Here is a 15,885-nt window from a genome sequence, read left to right as displayed (position 1 = left end):
GGCGGTGAACCGGTTCGCAAATCAGGCGGCAGAACGTACACTGGCAGGGCGTGTCCCGCCCTTTGTCAGGAGAGAATATGATTGAACTCACCACTGAAACGCTGGCTGGCATTGAGTGCCTGCACGCGACGCCCGCAGGCCAGCGCCACAGCCGGCTGCCGACCGTGCTGTTTTATCACGGCTTTACCTCCTCAAAGGAGGTCTACGCCTATTTCGCCGTCGCCCTGGCCCAGGCGGGCTTTCGCGCGGTGATGCCAGACGCGGAGCTGCATGGCGCGCGTTATCAGGGGGATGCCGCAACCCGCCTCCGCCGTTTCTGGGAGATCCTGAAACAGAACATTGATGAATTGCCGCAGCTGGAGGCGGCGCTGCGTGCGGCCGATCTGATTGAGGGCGAGCGCTTTGGGGTGGCGGGCGCGTCGATGGGCGGCATGACCGCGCTGGGCGCGATGGCGCGTTATCCGCAGATCCACAGCGTCGCCTGCATGATGGGCTCAGGTTACTTTATGCAGCTCAGCCAGTCGCTGTTTCCGCCGCTGGAGGCGGTAACGCCAGAGCAGCAGGCGCAGTTTGCCGCCCGCATGGCACCGCTGGCGGAGTATGATCCCTGTAACCATCTGGAGGCACTGGCCAACCGTCCGCTGCTGTTATGGCATGGGGAAGCGGATGAGGTGGTGCCGTACGCGGAGAGTCAGCGTCTGGAGAGGGCGCTGCGGGACAGCGGGCAGGCGCACCATCTGACCTCACTGGCGGAAGAGCAGATTGGGCATAAGATCACGCCCTCGGCGCTGACCGCGCTGGTGCGTTTTTTCGAACAGCAGCTCTAGCCCGCCGTCCGTCCGGCGATTTATTCAAATGCGCGCTTGAGTTTGACCCCCACCGCCTGTATGCTTAGCCGTCAATTTTTCAGCCGCATTCTCAGGCTGTGTCCCACAAGCGCTCGCCAGCGCGAACTTTTGTGGGACACAGCCTATAACGTTCCTTGCTTCCATGGGCCGCGGCTGACCCCGACAGGAGGCTGAATAATCCGTAAGGAGCAATTTCGATGCGTCATTACGAAATCGTATTTATGGTTCATCCTGACCAGAGCGAACAGGTTCCGGGCATGATCGAGCGTTACACTGGTGCTATCACTGGTGCACAGGGCACGATCCACCGTCTGGAAGACTGGGGCCGCCGTCAGCTGGCTTACCCGATCAACAAACTGCACAAAGCGCATTACGTTCTGATGAACGTTGAAGCGCCGCAGGAAGCGATCGATGAGCTGGAAACGAACTTCCGCTTCAACGACGCCGTTATCCGTAGCATGGTTATGCGCGTTAAAAACGCGGTAACTGAAGCATCACCGATGGTTAAAGCGAAAGATGAGCGTCGTGATCGTCGCGAAGATTTTGCTAACGAATCCGCTGATGAGTCAGATGCTGGGGATTCTGAAGAGTAATCCATCGTGACGGTTAATCGACTTCGCCTGTCTGGCACTGTGTGCAAGACACCGGTCAGAAGAGTTAGCCCGTCAGGAATTCCGCACTGTCAGTTTGTGCTTGAGCACCGCTCAGTGCAGGAGGAGGCCGGGTTTCACCGGCAAGCCTGGTGTCGTATGCCGGTTATTATCAGCGGCGGCGACCATCAGGTGATTACTCAACATATAACGGTCGGCACGCAACTCACACTCGACGGTTTCATTAGTTGCCATCAGGCACGCAATGGCCAGAGCAAAGTGGTGTTCCATGCCGAGCAGATTGAATTGATAGATTCTGGAGACTAGCCTAATGGCACGTTATTTCCGTCGTCGCAAGTTCTGCCGTTTCACCGCGGAAGGCGTTGTTGAGATCGATTACAAAGACATCGCAACGTTGAAAAACTACATTACCGAAAGCGGTAAAATTGTCCCGAGCCGTATCACCGGTACTCGTGCAAAATACCAGCGTCAGTTGGCTCGCTGCATCAAGCGTGCGCGTTACCTGTCTCTGCTGCCGTACACTGATCGTCATCAGTAATCGGCAACTGTCCATTAACGACTTTAAGAGGATAAGGTAATGCAAGTTATTCTGCTTGATAAAGTAGCAAACCTGGGCAGCCTGGGTGATCAGGTTAACGTTAAAGCGGGCTACGCTCGTAACTTCCTGGTACCACAGGGCAAAGCTGTTCCTGCTACCAAGAAAAACGTTGAGTTCTTCGAAGCACGCCGTGCTGAACTGGAAGCCAAACTGGCTGACGTTCAGTCTGCTGCAACTGCACGCGCTGAGAAAATCAATGCACTGGGCACCGTTACCATCACGTCTAAAGCAGGCGATGAAGGTAAACTGTTCGGTTCAATCGGTACCCGCGACATCGCTGATGCAGTAACCGCAGCTGGCGTTGAAGTGGCTAAGAGCGAAGTTCGTCTGCCGAACGGCGTTCTGCGCACTACCGGTGAGCATGAAGTGGACTTCCAGGTTCACAGCGATGTCTTCGCTAAACTGACTGTGAATGTTGTTGCTGGGTAATTTTTATTACTGAGCACGACCAGAACGCCGGCCCTGTGCCGGCGTTTTTGTTTTTATCCGTTGCGCTCAGCTCGCCACAGCTTACTGTGCCCGAATAAAGCTGCCGTCCGGCTGGCGGGTAAACAGCACCGGACCGTTTGCGCCATCCACGGTCAGCCCTGTGACCACGCCCTCTGCATCCTGACGAATTTTAATCTGCTGACCACTTTTCAGTGAGCTAAGCGGCTGATCGCTGCCTTCCACGCGCGCCATCGCGAAGACATCGTTGGCGGGCAGATTGTTATCCCGAAACAGCTGCGCCAGCGTCTGGCCAGAGGCGATCGTCAGGTTACGCCACTCGCCCTGAGAATCGGCCTTTGGCGTCTGCTGCGACTGTGACGGCTGCCGGGTGCTGTTGTCATAAATATCCGCCTGCATCGGCACCTCTTTCTCCGCGGACGGTGTGACCGTACGCTCCACCGGATAGCGCGGCGTGCTGGTGGGCCACAGGAAAGCCAGCAGCATCACCAGCAGGGCGATAACGATGCCACGCCGGTGTGGCGCAGGCAGCGGCGCCATCCAGCTGAGGTGGTCGGTAAAATGCCAGATACGCTGAAGCCATGCCGGCAGGCGGGATGAAGCGTCTGAAGCCATGCGGGGGTTCTCCTCTCCGGCAGGTTGCGCTGGCTTACGTGCGGCCAGCCAGCTCTGCAACCGGGATACAATGTGGGGTGCGCGCATCCTGCGGCGTCGTGGGGCAATCTGGCCCATGTTTTCTCTCTTCTCTTGTGCTTCAGACAGGAAAATCCCGTCAACAGTTATAGTATGGGCAATACCGGCGCGAAGTGCCTGCCAGCATTGATAAATCTGACCCGGTTATTGTTTCTCTTTCGCCGGCAAAAGTCATCTGCGGCGCAGGGCATTTTACGCCAGCGGCCTGCGCTGCTATGCTGCCGTTTCGAATTTATCCGAGAGTGAAAGGAACGAAGATGACTACCCCTTCTTTCGACAGCGTCGAAGCACAAGCAAGTTACGGTATTGGTTTACAGGTTGGCCAGCAGTTGCTGGAGTCTGGTTTGCAGGGGCTGCAACCAGAAGCACTGCTCGCGGGCCTGCGCGACGCGCTGGAAGGGAACTCACCGGCCGTTCCGGTTGATGTGGTCCATCGTGCACTGCGTGAAGTCCATGAGCGCGCTGAAGGCGTGCGTCGTGAGCGTACCGAAGCGATGGCGGCAGAAGGTCAGGCGTTCCTGCAAGAGTATGCGCAGCGTGAAGGCGTGAGCAGCACCGAATCAGGTCTGCAATTCAGCGTGATTAAGCAGGGTGACGGTCCGATCCCGTCTCGTCAGGATCGCGTGCGCGTGCACTACACCGGCAAACTGATCGACGGCAGCGTGTTCGACAGCTCCGTTGCCCGTGGCGAACCAGCAGAGTTCCCGGTAAGCGGCGTGATCGCTGGCTGGATCGAAGCGCTGACCCTGATGCCGGTCGGCTCGAAGTGGGAACTGGTGATCCCGCAGAACCTCGCCTATGGTGAGCGTGGAGCCGGTGCCTCTATCCCACCATTCAGCACCCTGATCTTCGAAGTTGAACTGCTAGAAATTCTGTAATCGCTGAACGCTGCAACCCACGGGTTGCAGCGTTTTCTCCCGCCTTATTTCTGCTGTAAATTAACCTGCCACAGCGCAAAGCCAATTGCATCGCTCCCTTTCGGCTGAAGCGGATATTGCGCATGCTGCTGAATAAACCCGGTCGCTTTAGCACCCGGTGCCGTTTCGAACTGAATATCGAGCGGGGTTGAGGAGGTAATCGGTGCCAGTCGCCAGTTATTGTCCGCCTTTGGCTGCACTTCACCGTGTGCTTTCGTCTCTGCACTGATATAGGCTGCCACCACCGAGCGGTTCTCATCCGGTGAGGCGAAAGCGATATATTTATCGCCGGTGCCGGCAAACTTACCGCCGTAAGCGCGATAGTTATTGGTCGCCACCAGGAAGGTCGCCTGCGGATCGATCGGCTTGCCCTGCCAGCTCAGCTGACGGATACGTGAAGCGTCAGGATGGATCAGCTGGCACTCCGCGTCATAGCGCGCAGGCTGGGTCACATCAATCTGGTAGGTTACCCCATCGATCACGTCGAAGTTGTAGGTGCGGAAATCCCAGTTGATCAGCGACTGGGTTTTACTGCTGTGCGGATCGATCTGATTAAACTGGCCGGCGGAACACTCCAGCCACTCTTTCACCTGGGCTCCGCTGACTTTCATCACCACCAGCGTATTGGGGTAGAGATAGAGATCGGCGGCGTTGCGGAAGGTCAGTGGCCCTTTCTCGACTTCGACATAACTGGCGGGATCGTTCTTACGGCCACCCGCTTTGAACGGCGCGGCAGCCGAGAGCACCGGCAGATGGCCGAGGTCGGGATCGCCCTGAATGAAATGCTCTACGTAAGCGCGCTGCGCATTGTTGACGATCTGCACCGTCGGATCGTCCTGCACCAGTGACAGATAGCTGTACATCACGTCAGCGGACTTGCCGATCGGCTTCGCCACAAAGGCGCGCGTGGCACGGTGATCCTCCGCCAGCACCTTCAGCAGCGCCGGATCTTCCGCGGCCAGCGATTTTTTGGCGGCGGTATCATAAATCGGCCGCGCCTCGGCTTTGCCGCTGCTCACCTGCCAGTGGCCATTGTCATTGTTCAGCACCAGGTCAACCACGCCGAGGTGATCGCCCCACATGCCCGGCATCACCGCCGGGACACCGTTCAGTGTGCCATTCGCAATATCCGCCCCTTTAATCGCGGCGAAATCATTACCGGGGAAGACCGCATGGGCATGTCCAAACAGAATGGCGTTGATGCCCTCCACCTGGCTGAGATAGTACACCGAGTTCTCCGCCATCGCGTGATAAGGCTCGCTGCTCAGCCCGGAGTGGGGAATGGCGATAATCAGATCGGCACCCTGGGCGCGCATCTCAGGCACATAGCGACGCGCCGTTTCGGTAATGTCATCAACCCGGACTTTGCCCTGTAAATTCGCTTTATCCCACACCATGATTTGCGGCGGCACAAAGCCGATATAGCCGATCTTCAGAGTCTGCGATTTACCGGCGCGATCCACCAGCGTGGTGGATTTGATGAGGTAGGGGGTAAACAGCGGTTTGCCGCTTTTCACGTCAATCACGTTGGCGTTCACGTAGGGGAAGCGGGCCCCGGCCAGCGCTTTTTTCAGGTAGGGCAGACCGTAGTTAAATTCGTGATTGCCGAGGTTGCCGACGCTGTAATCAAGGGTATTCAGCGCCTTATAGACCGGATGGATCTCACCTTTCGCTAACCCCTTCGCCGCCATGTAGTCGCCCAGCGGGCTGCCCTGAATGATGTCGCCGTTATCCACCAGCAGGCTGTTTTTCACCTCCTGCCGGGCGGCATGGATCAGCGTGGCGGTCCGCACCAGGCCAAATTTTTCGGTGGGGGTATCTTTGTAGTAGTCGAAATCCATCATATTACTGTGCAGATCGGTGGTTTCCAGTATCCGTAAATCCACCGTCGCGGCCTGTACACCGAGGGAAACGCTGAGGGCCAGTAACACCATTCCAGGCTTGAACATGCTTGCTCCTGCTGCAAAAGAGATTAAGGCTCTCAAAATAATGTAAAAGCCTGCTGGATGGTCATTTTAAATCGTGATGGGTATAACGTTTTGGCGCATCGGTCAGTAGCCCGTGAGGCGCTGAACAGGACGCGGCGGCGCAGGCGTGGCGATAAACGGTCAACTATGATATTGATATATTTATAAATTGATCCGCCTGACGCGCTGCCGATTGGCACACCAGGCGGAACTGCTAAAATATCACTATCTGACGCTGAGCTGATCCTGCACAGGTAGAGACAACGAGGTGAAAAATGTTAGAGCAAATCTGCCAACTGGCACGCGAAGCGGGCGACGCGATTATGCAGGTCTACAACGGTGCCGCGCCGCTTGACGTTTCTCACAAATCGGACGATTCGCCGGTGACTGCCGCAGACATCGCGGCGCACGAGGTCATTCTGAAAGGGCTGAAGCAGCTGTCGCCAGAGATACCGGTGCTGTCAGAAGAGGACCCGCCTGGCTGGGAAGTCCGTCAGCACTGGCAGCGCTACTGGCTGGTCGACCCATTGGATGGCACCAAAGAGTTCATCAAGCGCAACGGCGAATTCACCGTCAATATCGCCCTGATTGAGCAGGGCAAACCGGTGATGGGTGTGGTCTACGCGCCGGTACTGGGCGTGATGTACTCCGCGGCGGAAGGTAAGGCGTGGAAAGAGGAGGGCGGTCAGCGTGAGCAGATCCATGTGCGTGACGCCCGGCCGCCGCTGGTGGTGGTCAGCCGCTCGCACGGTGATGACGATGAGATGAAGCAGTATCTGAAGCAGCTGGGTGAGCATCAGACGGTGGCCACCGGTTCTTCACTGAAGTTCTGCCTGGTGGCGGAGGGGAAAGCCCAGCTCTACCCGCGCTTCGGACCGACCAATATCTGGGACACCGGCGCGGGCCACGCGGTGGCGATGGCGGCGGGGGCGCACGTGCATGACTGGCAGGGCAAAACCCTGGACTATGCGCCGCGTGAATCTTTCCTTAACCCCGGCTTCCGCGTTTCCCTGTTTTAACCCGCAGGCGGGAGCGCTCCTCCCGCCCCGGTATCGCCGCTACGATTTCAGCAGCGAAGTGACTAAGGCGATAACCTGGGTCACTTCCTGCTGCGTCAGCGGACCTTCTTTCACAAACGCCACTCTTCCCTGTTTATCCAGCACCACAATGGCCGAGCTGGCCGATTGCAGCTGCCAGGCGTGCTGCACATTGCCGTTGCTGTCGACGATAAACTGCGACCAGGGATACTGCTGCTTATTGGTTTCAATGCTGCTGCGCACAAACATGCCGGTGCCAGGGATCGCATCATCCGTGTTGATGATGGTGGTGGTCTGATAGCGGTCATGGGGCAGCTTCGCGGCCTTGATCGCCTCTATCAGTGCCGCGTTCATCTGTTTGGCGGATGAGCGACCGGCAATATGCTGGATCACCCGCACTTTTCCGCTCAGCTGCGCGCTATTCCAGTTTTTATAGCTAAACTTCTCGTGCTGGAATAACAGCTCGCCTTTGTCATTGACGCCGACTGCCGGTACCCGCAGGTTCTGTTTCAGATCATGTGCCGTTACGCTCGCCGGGATCAGTAACGACAGCATCATCGCTGCCAGAGTTATTCGCATTGCGCTTTCCTTAAGTGATCAGACCAGTGGGTCATTTTACTGTAATAGTAAACAGGGATGATGCGCCTGTCCTGGAAAGGTGTCAGGTTTGTTATCGCCGCCACAATTCCTTAACCTATGAAGGTTTATACTGTGTTGCGTGAACGTAATAACAGAGTGTTCTGTAATGATGTGTCAATTCAGTAAAAAAAGTCACTTTTCGGCACAACACTGCTGTGGTGTGTTCTATAGTTATCCCCGAATTCGCGCTTCATGGGCTGAAACCTAATTTGGTAACGGCGAAGCGTGCTTAAAATGGTACAGGAGTTAGTCAGTATGAAGATCTTCCAGCGCTATAATCCGCTACAGATAGCGAAATATGTCAAAACGCTGTTCAAAGGAAGGTTGTATATCAAGGATGTCGGCGCGTTTGAGTTCGATAAAGGGAAGGTGTTAATCCCGCGCGTCAAAGACAAACAGCATCTGAGCGTGATGTCAGAAATTAACCGCCAGGTGGTTCGTCTGAAACTTGAGTTCAACTAACAGCAAGGGCGCCGATGGCGCCCTTAGTCTTTCTATTCGTCGTCGCTTTTGGTCATGCTCAGCACCGGCGGTCGTTCGTCAATGCGGGTGACCAGCAGCTGGTCGATGCGATAGCTGTCAATATCTACCACCTCGAACTTGTAGCCAGCAAACTTCACAAAATCGGTCCGCTTCGGGATCTTACGCAGCATATACATCATAAAGCCGCCGATGGTTTCGTAGTTGCCGGACTGCGGGAAGTCGTCAATATCCAGCACCCGCATCACATCATCAATTGGCGTACCGCCCTCCACCAGCCACGAGTTCTCGTCGCGCGCCACAATCTGCTCTTCCATGCCCTGGCCGACCAGATCACCCATCAGCGTGGTCATCACGTCATTCAGGGTAATAATGCCCACCACCAGCGCATATTCGTTCATGATCACCGCGAAATCTTCCCCGGCGGTTTTAAAGCTTTCCAGCGCTTCCGAGAGGGTGAGCGTATCCGGCACGATCAGCGCCGAGCGAATTTGCAGGCCGCTATTCAGCGCCATGCTCTGGTTGCCCAGCACGCGCAGCAGCAGCTCTTTCGAGTCAACGTAGCCGACGATATGGTCAATATCGCCGCTGCACACCAGGAATTTAGAGTGGGGATGCTGGGCGATTTTGGTTTTAAGGCTGCTCTCATCTTCATGCAGATCAAACCAGACGATATTTTCGCGCGAGGTCATGGAGGAGGGGACGGTACGGGACTCCAGCTCAAACACGTTCTCAATTAACTCATGTTCCTGTTTACGCAGCACCCCGGCCAGCGCACCCGCCTCCACCACCGCATAAATATCGTCGGAGGTGATGTCATCTTTACGCACCATCGGCAGTTTAAAGATGCGGAAGAAGACGTTGGCCAGACCGTTAAACAGCCACACCAGCGGACGCATCAGCAGCAGACAGAAACGCATCGGGTTGATAATGCGCAGCGCGATGGTCTCCGGGGCGATCATACCCACCCGCTTTGGGGTTAAATCGGCGAACAGGATAAACAGGCTGGTGACGATGGTGAAGGAGCAGATAAAGCTAAGTTGTTCCGCCAGCTCCGGGGCCATAAAACGGTTAAACAGGCTGCTGAAGGCGGGCGAGAAGGCGGCGTCACCGACGATACCCCCGAGGATGGCCACCGCATTCAGGCCAATCTGCACCACGGTAAAGAACATGCCCGGCGTTTCCTGCATCTTCAGCACACGTTGCGCGTTGATATTGCCTTCATCAGCCAGCAGTTTGAGTTTGATCTTGCGGGCGGCCGCCAGCGAGATTTCCGAGAGGGAAAAAAAGGCACTAATGACGATCAGTAACAGGATGACAAGTAAGCTATCTAACATAAGAGATCCAAAGGGTTATCCACTTGTCATTTTTGGCCTGGGCAGCGTACAGGCGCGATCGGGAGTGATCTGCTGACCCGTGATACAGGGCTATCCGTGCCAAAAATGTCTGCGCCAGTTCGACAGGAGAGACAATGTCGGGGCAGAAATGAAAACAGGCGAAATGCCTGTGGTGGCAGATTATAGCAGGTGCCCTCACCGGGCCGCCAGAGGGCAAACCACTTGCGGTCGCGGCGATCATTCCTCGCCGCGGTTGTTGTATCGACCGCCTCATTTACCGACAATAGCCCGGTATTTGACTTAGATGTCGATTTTGCCCCGCCGATTAGCATAAAGTGCGGCTATGATGAGGGTGTTGCCGTCGCGCTGGTGCGGGCAAAGATGATTAATAAGCGCCCCGCGGAAAAGGGGCCGGCATGATTTAACAGGAGTACAGGTGCCACGATTTTATGTTTATTGCATGGCCAGCCTGCTGCTTGCCGCGCCCGCCCTTGAGGCGGCGACCGTGCGGTTACAGGTAGAAGGTCTGACCGGGGATCTGCAAAAAAATGTCAGAGCGCGCCTGTCCACCATCGGCAGCGATGAGGTTTCCAACGATGGCCGTTTTCGTGCGCGGGTCTCTGTCGCGATAAAAGAGGGGCTGCGCGCGCTCGGCTATTACGAGCCAGAGATCGATTTTGAATCCCGTCCTGCGCCCGCAAAGGGTGGCCGTCCGGTGCTGGTGGCGCGCGTGACGCCAGGTGAGCCGGTTAAAATTGGCGGCAGCAGCATTGTTGTTGAAGGGGATGCGCGCAACGACGCCGACTACAAAGCCTGGGTCGCGCAGGGACGCCCCAAAGTGGGCAGCCAGCTCAACCACGGCACGTATGACAAATTCAAAAGCGGCTTCTCTAATCTCGCGCTGCGTAATGGCTACTTCGACGGAACCTTTAAAAAGAGCCAGCTCGGTGTTTCGGTGGAGCGGCGTGAAGCGTTCTGGGACATCGACTACGACAGCGGCGAGCGCTATCGCTTTGGCGATGTCACCTTCGAGGGTTCGCAGATCCGCGAAGAGTATCTGCAAAACCTGGTGCCGTTTAAAGAGGGTGACTTCTACAGCTCGCGTGACCTGGCCGAGCTGAACCGTCGTCTCTCCGCCACCGGCTGGTTTAACTCGGTGGTGGTCGCCCCGGAGTTCAGCAAGGGCCGACAGACCAAAGTCCTGCCGCTGAGTGCCGTGGTGTCGCCGCGCACCGAAAACACCATTGAGACCGGGGTGGGCTACTCAACCGATGTCGGCCCCCGCCTGAAGGGCACCTGGAAAAAGCCGTGGGTCAATGATCGCGGCCACAGCCTGGCGGCCAGCGCCTACATTTCTGCGCCTGAACAGCAGGTCGATCTGAGTTACAAAGTGCCACTGCTGAAAAGCCCGCTGGAGCAGTATTACACCTTCTCGGGCGGTCTGAAGCGCACCGACCTCAACGACACCAAAGCGGACACCACCACCCTGGCGATGTCGCGCAACTGGGACAGCAGCAGCGGCTGGCAGAAGGCGGTTAACCTGCGCTGGAGCCTCGACCACTTTACCCAGGGGAGCGTCACCAACACCACGATGCTGCTCTATCCCGGCGTCAGCGTAAACCGCACCCGTTCGCGCGGCGGGCTGATGCCGACCTGGGGGGATTCCCAGCGCTACTCCGTCGACGTCTCTGATACCACCTGGGGATCGGACGTCGACTTCCTGATCATGCAGGCGCAGAACGTCTGGATCCGCACTCTGGGCGACAGCCATCGCTTTGTGGCGCGCGGCAACCTGGGCTGGATCGAAACCAACGACTTCGAAAAAGTCCCGCCGGATCTGCGTTTCTTCGCGGGCGGCGACCGCAGCATTCGCGGCTACAAATATAAAGGCATCTCACCACGCGACGACGATGGCAAACTGACCGGCGCCTCTAAACTCGCCACCGGCTCGCTGGAGTATCAGTACAACGTCAGCGGCAAATGGTGGGGCGCGGTGTTTGTCGACTCGGGTGAAGCGGTCGACGACATCAAGCAGAGCAATATTAAAACCGGCGCGGGCGTCGGCGTGCGCTGGTCTTCACCGGTCGGGCCGATCAAATTTGATATTGCCCGTCCGATTGGGGATGACGAGGAACATGGATTGCAATTTTACGTAGGACTGGGGCCTGAACTATGAAGCTGTGGAAAAAGGTCCTGATCGGCATTCTGATTTTTCTGGTGCTGCTGTTGGGCGGCGTGGCGTTTTTAATCGGCACCACGCCAGGACTGCACTTAGTGCTGAAGGGGGCATCGCGCTGGGTGCCGGGCCTGTCGATCAAACAGGTCGATGGCGGCTGGCGTAACCTGACGCTCAACGGTCTGCGTTATCAGATGCCGGGTGTCAGCGTGGATGCCGGAAAAATCCATCTGGCGGTCGATCTCAACTGCCTGCTGCACTCCTCGGTGTGTGTGAATGATGTCAGCCTGAGCGATATAAGTGTGGTGGTCGACAGCAAGAAGATGACCCCTGCGGCACCCCAGCCGGAAGAAGAGGAGAGCGGCAACGCCAACCTCAGCACGCCTTATCCCATCACGCTGCGGCATCTTGGCCTGCACAACATCAATGTCAAAGTTGATGATACCGCCATCTCGCTGCTCGACTTCACCACCGGCCTGCAATGGCAGGATCGTGCGCTGACGCTGAACCCGACCCACATTCAAAGCCTGCTGATTGCGCTGCCCAAAGCGGCGAAGGTGGCGAATGAACAGGTGGTGCAGCCGAAAGTGCAGCAGCCGCAGCCCGCCGAAAAACCGCTGGGTGAGACCTTGCAGGCGATGTTTGCACAACCGCTGCTGCCTGCGCTGCCCGATTTCCGTCTGCCGCTGGATATTGAGGTGCAGCAGATCCTCGGTGAACAGCTGCGCATTACCGGTGACACCGATATTTCGGTCAGCCGCTTGTTGCTGAAAGCCAGAACCGCCGATCGCCATATGCAGCTCAGCACGCTGGAGGTCGACTCAAACCTCGGCAAACTTAACGGCAGCGGCCAGGCGACGCTGGCGGACAACTGGCCGGTGGATTTCGCGCTGAACGGCACGGTCAATACCGACCCGATCAAAGGTGAAAAGCTCGATCTGAAACTCAACGGCGCGATGCGCGACGAGCTGAAGCTGGCGCTGAACCTTGCCGGTCCGGTAAAGGCGCAGCTGGATGCCACAACCCAGCTGGCGGTGGCCGGCTTGCCGCTGTCACTGCACCTGACCAGCCCGCAACTGCGCTGGCCGCTGACCGGCGCGGTCCAGTATCAGGCGGACAATCTCGATTATCAGTTCAAAGGCAAAGCGACCGACTATGTCATGTCGCTGCACACCGCCGTGAAGGGCGAATCTGTGCCACCGGCGACCGTTACGCTGGCGGGTAAAGGCAACGTTGAGCAGTTCAGCCTCGATCGGCTGCGCGTTGCCGCGTTGCAGGGCAATATCGACCTCACCGCGCTGGTGGACTGGAGCAAGGCGATCAGCTGGCGCAGTGAGCTGACGCTGGCGGGGATCAATACCGCGAAACAGTATCCCGACTGGCCAGCGCGGCTGGATGGCAAAATCACTACCCGCGGCAGTCTGTATGGCGGCAGCTGGCAGCTGAGCGTGCCACAGTTACAGCTGAAAGGAAACGTGAAGCAGAACGCGGTGACTGCCGATGGCTCACTGACCGGCAACAGCTACAACCAGTGGACGGTGCCGGGCATCAGACTGGCGCTGGGACGTAACCATCTGGATGTGAAAGGGGCGCTGGGCAAGAGTCTCGATCTGGACGCCAGCATTGACGCGCCGCAGCTCGACAATGCGCTGCCAGGTCTGGGCGGCGTAGTGAAAGGCACGATAAAAGCGCGCGGTACGCTGGCAGCTCCGCAGCTGCTGGCCGATCTCAATGGCCGTGGCCTGCGCTGGCAGCAGATGCAGATTAATCGCGTCACGCTGAACGGCGACGTCAGCTCCGGCGAGCAGGTGGCGGGTAAACTGCAACTGCGCGTTGAGCAGCTGAAGCAGGATGCGCTCACTATCCGTCTGCTGACGCTGAATGCGGACGGTAATGAGCATCAGCATCAGCTGAAGCTCAACGTGCAGGGCGAACCGGTATCGGGCCAGCTGGCCCTGAACGGCAGCTTTGATCGCCAGACGCAGCGCTGGAAAGGCTCCCTGAACGATACCCGCTTTGATACGCCGGTAGGGGAATGGCGACTGACCCGGGCGATGGCGATCGACTATCTCAACAGCCGTCAGACCGCCACCATCGGACCGCACTGCTGGCAGAACCCCAACGCCCAGCTCTGTGTGCCGGAACCGGTTGAAGCGGGTCCTGCCGGTCATGCGCATGTGGTGCTGAATCGCTTTGACCTGGCGATGATCAAGCCCTTTATGCCGGACACCACCCAGCTCAGCGGACTGTTCAGCGGTGACGTGCGCGTCAACTGGACCGCCGATGGTGGGCTGCCGACCGGCACCGTGGCGCTCAAGGGCAACGGGGTGAAAGTGGTGCAGGATGTGCAGGGCAATAACCTGCCGATCGCCTTCGACACCCTGAACCTCAACGCCGCGCTGCGTAACGGTCGCGCCCAGCTCGACTGGCTGATCCGCATCGCCAATAACGGTCAGCTTGATGGCAATGTGCAGATCGCCGATCCGGCCAACCGCCGCACGCTGGGCGGTAACGTCAACATCCGCAATATTTCGCTGGCGATGCTCAATCCGGCGCTGATGCAGGGCGAGAAGATCAAGGGTAACCTCAACAGCAGCTTGCGACTGGGCGGCAGCGTGCAGCAGCCGCAGGTGTTTGGTCAGCTTGGCCTGACCGGGGTCGATGTGGATGGCAACTTTATGCCGGTCGATCTCACCGCTGCCAACCTGAATCTGGTATTCAACGGCATGAGTTCCACCCTGAACGGGCTGGTGCAGACCGCGCAGGGCAACATCAACCTCAGCGGTAACGCCGACTGGAGCCAGCTGGATAACTGGCGCGCGCGCGTCGCGGCGCAGGGCAGTCGGGTGCGGGTGACGGTGCCGCCGATGGTGCGCATGGATGTCTCGCCAGACCTGGTGTTTGAAGCGACGCCCGCCGCCTTTAACCTTGATGGTCGCGTCGATATTCCGTGGGCGCGCATCACGGTGCAGGAGGTGCCGGAAAGCGCCACCGGCGTCTCGTCGGATGAGGTGATGCTGGATAAACAGCTGAAGCCGATTCAGCCGCAAACCGCCGCTATCCCGATTAACAGCAACCTGGTGATCCACGTCGGCAACGACGTGCGGCTCTCCGCTTTCGGCCTGAAAGCGAAGCTGAATGGCGATCTGAAGCTGGTACAGGACAAATCCGGGCTGGGCTTAAACGGCCAGATCAACATTCCGTCGGGTCGCTTCCACGCCTACGGGCAGGATCTGATCGTGCGTAAAGGTGAGTTGCAGTTTGCCGGTCCGCCGGATCAGCCTTACATCAACCTTGAAGCGATTCGTAACCCGGACGCCACCGAAGATGACGTCACCGCCGGGCTGCGCGTCACCGGGCTGGCGGATGAGCCGAAAGCCGAAGTCTTCTCCGACCCGGCGATGTCGCAACAGGAGGCGCTCTCTTACCTGCTGCGCGGTCAGGGGCTCGGCAGCGACGGTGACAGTAACGCACTGACTTCCGCGCTGGTTGGCTTAGGGGTTGCACAAAGTGGGCAGGTTGTGGGTAAAATCGGGGAGACCTTCGGTGTCAGTAACCTGGCCCTTGATACTGCCGGTGTTGGCGACAGCCAGCAGGTGCAGGTCAGCGGCTATGTACTGCCGGGTCTTCAAGTAAAATACGGTGTTGGCATATTTGATTCACTGGCGACGTTAACCTTGCGTTACCGCCTGATGCCTAAACTCTATCTGGAAGCCGTGTCCGGTGTGGATCAGGCTCTCGATTTGCTCTATCAGTTTGAGTTTTAGCAATGCGAATAATTGTCTACGGCAGTTTACGGCGCAAACAGGGAAACAGTCACTGGATGACCAATGCGCAGTGGCTGGGAGATCACCAGATTGAAGGCTTTGAGCTTTACAGTCTGGGCCATTATCCCGGCGTTATAGAGGGCAAGGGAGCGGTGCAGTGTGAAGTGTACCGCATTGATGCCTCAACCCTTGCGGAGCTGGATGCGCTTCGCACCAAAGGGGGAGAGTACAAACGTTATCTGACTCAGACGCCGTTTGGCAGTGCATGGCTTTATGTCTATCAACGCTCGGTGGCAGGACGCCAGCGCATTATGAGCGGTGACTGGCTGAAGCGTGATGAGGAGTCAGAGGCCTGAACAAAAACACCG

General features: G+C 57.7%; 15 protein-coding genes. 11 read left to right on the top strand and 4 right to left on the bottom strand.

Translation table 11 applies throughout. The annotated features are described in order from the left end of the window. The first annotated feature begins 77 nt into the window (after window positions 1-77). From yjfP to rplI, 5 genes are all read left to right on the top strand, one after another. Window positions 78-827, top strand: coding sequence for an esterase (gene yjfP, locus ACCW71_RS17975; protein ID WP_436373720.1), 750 nt, complete (start codon window positions 78-80; stop codon window positions 825-827). 218 nt (window positions 828-1,045) lie between these two features. Beyond that, window positions 1,046-1,441, top strand: coding sequence for a 30S ribosomal protein S6 (rpsF, locus tag ACCW71_RS17970; RefSeq protein WP_436373718.1), 396 nt, complete (start codon window positions 1,046-1,048; stop codon window positions 1,439-1,441). Between the two features lie 6 nt (window positions 1,442-1,447). Then, entirely contained in the window at window positions 1,448-1,765 is a 318-nt protein-coding gene (priB, locus tag ACCW71_RS17965; RefSeq protein ID WP_436373716.1) for a primosomal replication protein N, read from the top strand. 4 nt (window positions 1,766-1,769) lie between these two features. Then, window positions 1,770-1,997, top strand: a complete 228-nt coding sequence (gene rpsR, locus ACCW71_RS17960) for a 30S ribosomal protein S18 (protein WP_002210155.1) — start codon at window positions 1,770-1,772, stop codon at window positions 1,995-1,997. 39 nt (window positions 1,998-2,036) lie between these two features. Next, entirely contained in the window at window positions 2,037-2,486 is a 450-nt protein-coding gene (rplI, locus tag ACCW71_RS17955) for a 50S ribosomal protein L9 (protein ID WP_436373714.1), read from the top strand. 81 nt (window positions 2,487-2,567) lie between these two features. On the opposite strand, the gene ACCW71_RS17950 is transcribed toward rplI, so the two are convergent. After that, window positions 2,568-3,236: an OapA family protein gene (locus ACCW71_RS17950; protein WP_436373712.1), complete on the bottom strand. Its 669-nt coding sequence runs from the start codon at window positions 3,234-3,236 to the stop codon at window positions 2,568-2,570. A gap of 218 nt (window positions 3,237-3,454) precedes the next feature. Here ACCW71_RS17950 and fklB point away from each other — a divergent pair, with 218 nt between their 5' ends. Beyond that, window positions 3,455-4,075: an FKBP-type peptidyl-prolyl cis-trans isomerase gene (gene fklB, locus ACCW71_RS17945; protein WP_436373710.1), complete on the top strand. Its 621-nt coding sequence runs from the start codon at window positions 3,455-3,457 to the stop codon at window positions 4,073-4,075. 44 nt (window positions 4,076-4,119) lie between these two features. Here the strand turns inward: fklB and ACCW71_RS17940 are convergent, their stop codons facing one another. Beyond that, window positions 4,120-6,063, bottom strand: coding sequence for a bifunctional 2',3'-cyclic-nucleotide 2'-phosphodiesterase/3'-nucleotidase (locus ACCW71_RS17940; RefSeq protein WP_436373708.1), 1,944 nt, complete (start codon window positions 6,061-6,063; stop codon window positions 4,120-4,122). Between the two features lie 293 nt (window positions 6,064-6,356). Here ACCW71_RS17940 and cysQ point away from each other — a divergent pair, with 293 nt between their 5' ends. Further along, entirely contained in the window at window positions 6,357-7,100 is a 744-nt protein-coding gene (cysQ, locus tag ACCW71_RS17935; protein WP_436373706.1) for a 3'(2'),5'-bisphosphate nucleotidase CysQ, read from the top strand. A 39-nt stretch (window positions 7,101-7,139) separates the two neighbouring features. On the opposite strand, the gene ACCW71_RS17930 is transcribed toward cysQ, so the two are convergent. Next, window positions 7,140-7,697 (bottom strand): YtfJ family protein, encoded by a 558-nt coding sequence (locus ACCW71_RS17930; RefSeq protein WP_436373704.1) that lies wholly within the window; start codon window positions 7,695-7,697, stop codon window positions 7,140-7,142. A 315-nt stretch (window positions 7,698-8,012) separates the two neighbouring features. Between ACCW71_RS17930 and ACCW71_RS17925 the strand changes: the two genes are divergently transcribed. After that, entirely contained in the window at window positions 8,013-8,219 is a 207-nt protein-coding gene (locus ACCW71_RS17925) for a DUF1107 domain-containing protein (RefSeq protein WP_003855513.1), read from the top strand. A gap of 32 nt (window positions 8,220-8,251) precedes the next feature. Here the strand turns inward: ACCW71_RS17925 and ACCW71_RS17920 are convergent, their stop codons facing one another. Further along, window positions 8,252-9,574: a hemolysin family protein gene (locus ACCW71_RS17920; protein ID WP_436373701.1), complete on the bottom strand. Its 1,323-nt coding sequence runs from the start codon at window positions 9,572-9,574 to the stop codon at window positions 8,252-8,254. A gap of 460 nt (window positions 9,575-10,034) precedes the next feature. On the opposite strand from ACCW71_RS17920, the gene tamA reads away from it, so the two are divergent. The 3 genes from tamA to ACCW71_RS17905 are packed head-to-tail and all read left to right on the top strand — an operon-like array spanning window position 10,035 to window position 15,873. Continuing rightward, window positions 10,035-11,750 carry an autotransporter assembly complex protein TamA gene (tamA, locus tag ACCW71_RS17915; RefSeq protein WP_436373762.1) on the top strand — a complete coding sequence of 572 codons (1,716 nt, stop codon included), beginning with the start codon at window positions 10,035-10,037 and terminating at the stop codon, window positions 11,748-11,750. Beyond that, the gene (tamB, locus tag ACCW71_RS17910) at window positions 11,747-15,517 is read left to right on the top strand and encodes an autotransporter assembly complex protein TamB (protein WP_436373699.1); all 3,771 of its coding nucleotides are present in this window, start codon (window positions 11,747-11,749) and stop codon (window positions 15,515-15,517) included. Before tamA ends, tamB begins: the two co-directional genes overlap by 4 nt. 2 nt (window positions 15,518-15,519) lie before the next feature. Continuing rightward, window positions 15,520-15,873 carry a gamma-glutamylcyclotransferase family protein gene (locus ACCW71_RS17905; protein ID WP_436373697.1) on the top strand — a complete coding sequence of 118 codons (354 nt, stop codon included), beginning with the start codon at window positions 15,520-15,522 and terminating at the stop codon, window positions 15,871-15,873. The last annotated feature ends 12 nt before the right edge of the window (window positions 15,874-15,885 follow it).

It is taken from the genome of Pantoea sp. C2G6, from assembly GCF_051336815.1.
GTDB lineage: Bacteria > Pseudomonadota > Gammaproteobacteria > Enterobacterales > Enterobacteriaceae > Pantoea.
Note: the sequence above shows the minus strand (reverse complement) of the source record. Positions and strands in the feature narration are given on the sequence as shown.

Excerpts from the sequence above, each read along its gene's own strand:
- ACCW71_RS17905 (WP_436373697.1), top strand. The coding sequence starts at position 15,520 with ATGCGAATAATTGTCTACGGCAGTTTACGGCGCAAACAGGGAAACAGT.
- rpsR (WP_002210155.1), top strand. The coding sequence starts at position 1,770 with ATGGCACGTTATTTCCGTCGTCGCAAGTTCTGCCGTTTCACCGCGGAA.
- ACCW71_RS17950 (WP_436373712.1), bottom strand. The coding sequence starts at position 3,236 with ATGGGCCAGATTGCCCCACGACGCCGCAGGATGCGCGCACCCCACATT.
- ACCW71_RS17930 (WP_436373704.1), bottom strand. The coding sequence starts at position 7,697 with ATGCGAATAACTCTGGCAGCGATGATGCTGTCGTTACTGATCCCGGCG.
- ACCW71_RS17925 (WP_003855513.1), top strand. The coding sequence starts at position 8,013 with ATGAAGATCTTCCAGCGCTATAATCCGCTACAGATAGCGAAATATGTC.
- yjfP (WP_436373720.1), top strand. The coding sequence starts at position 78 with ATGATTGAACTCACCACTGAAACGCTGGCTGGCATTGAGTGCCTGCAC.
- fklB (WP_436373710.1), top strand. The coding sequence starts at position 3,455 with ATGACTACCCCTTCTTTCGACAGCGTCGAAGCACAAGCAAGTTACGGT.
- rplI (WP_436373714.1), top strand. The coding sequence starts at position 2,037 with ATGCAAGTTATTCTGCTTGATAAAGTAGCAAACCTGGGCAGCCTGGGT.
- tamA (WP_436373762.1), top strand. The coding sequence starts at position 10,035 with ATGGCCAGCCTGCTGCTTGCCGCGCCCGCCCTTGAGGCGGCGACCGTG.
- rpsF (WP_436373718.1), top strand. The coding sequence starts at position 1,046 with ATGCGTCATTACGAAATCGTATTTATGGTTCATCCTGACCAGAGCGAA.
- tamB (WP_436373699.1), top strand. The coding sequence starts at position 11,747 with ATGAAGCTGTGGAAAAAGGTCCTGATCGGCATTCTGATTTTTCTGGTG.
- ACCW71_RS17920 (WP_436373701.1), bottom strand. The coding sequence starts at position 9,574 with ATGTTAGATAGCTTACTTGTCATCCTGTTACTGATCGTCATTAGTGCC.
- cysQ (WP_436373706.1), top strand. The coding sequence starts at position 6,357 with ATGTTAGAGCAAATCTGCCAACTGGCACGCGAAGCGGGCGACGCGATT.
- ACCW71_RS17940 (WP_436373708.1), bottom strand. The coding sequence starts at position 6,063 with ATGTTCAAGCCTGGAATGGTGTTACTGGCCCTCAGCGTTTCCCTCGGT.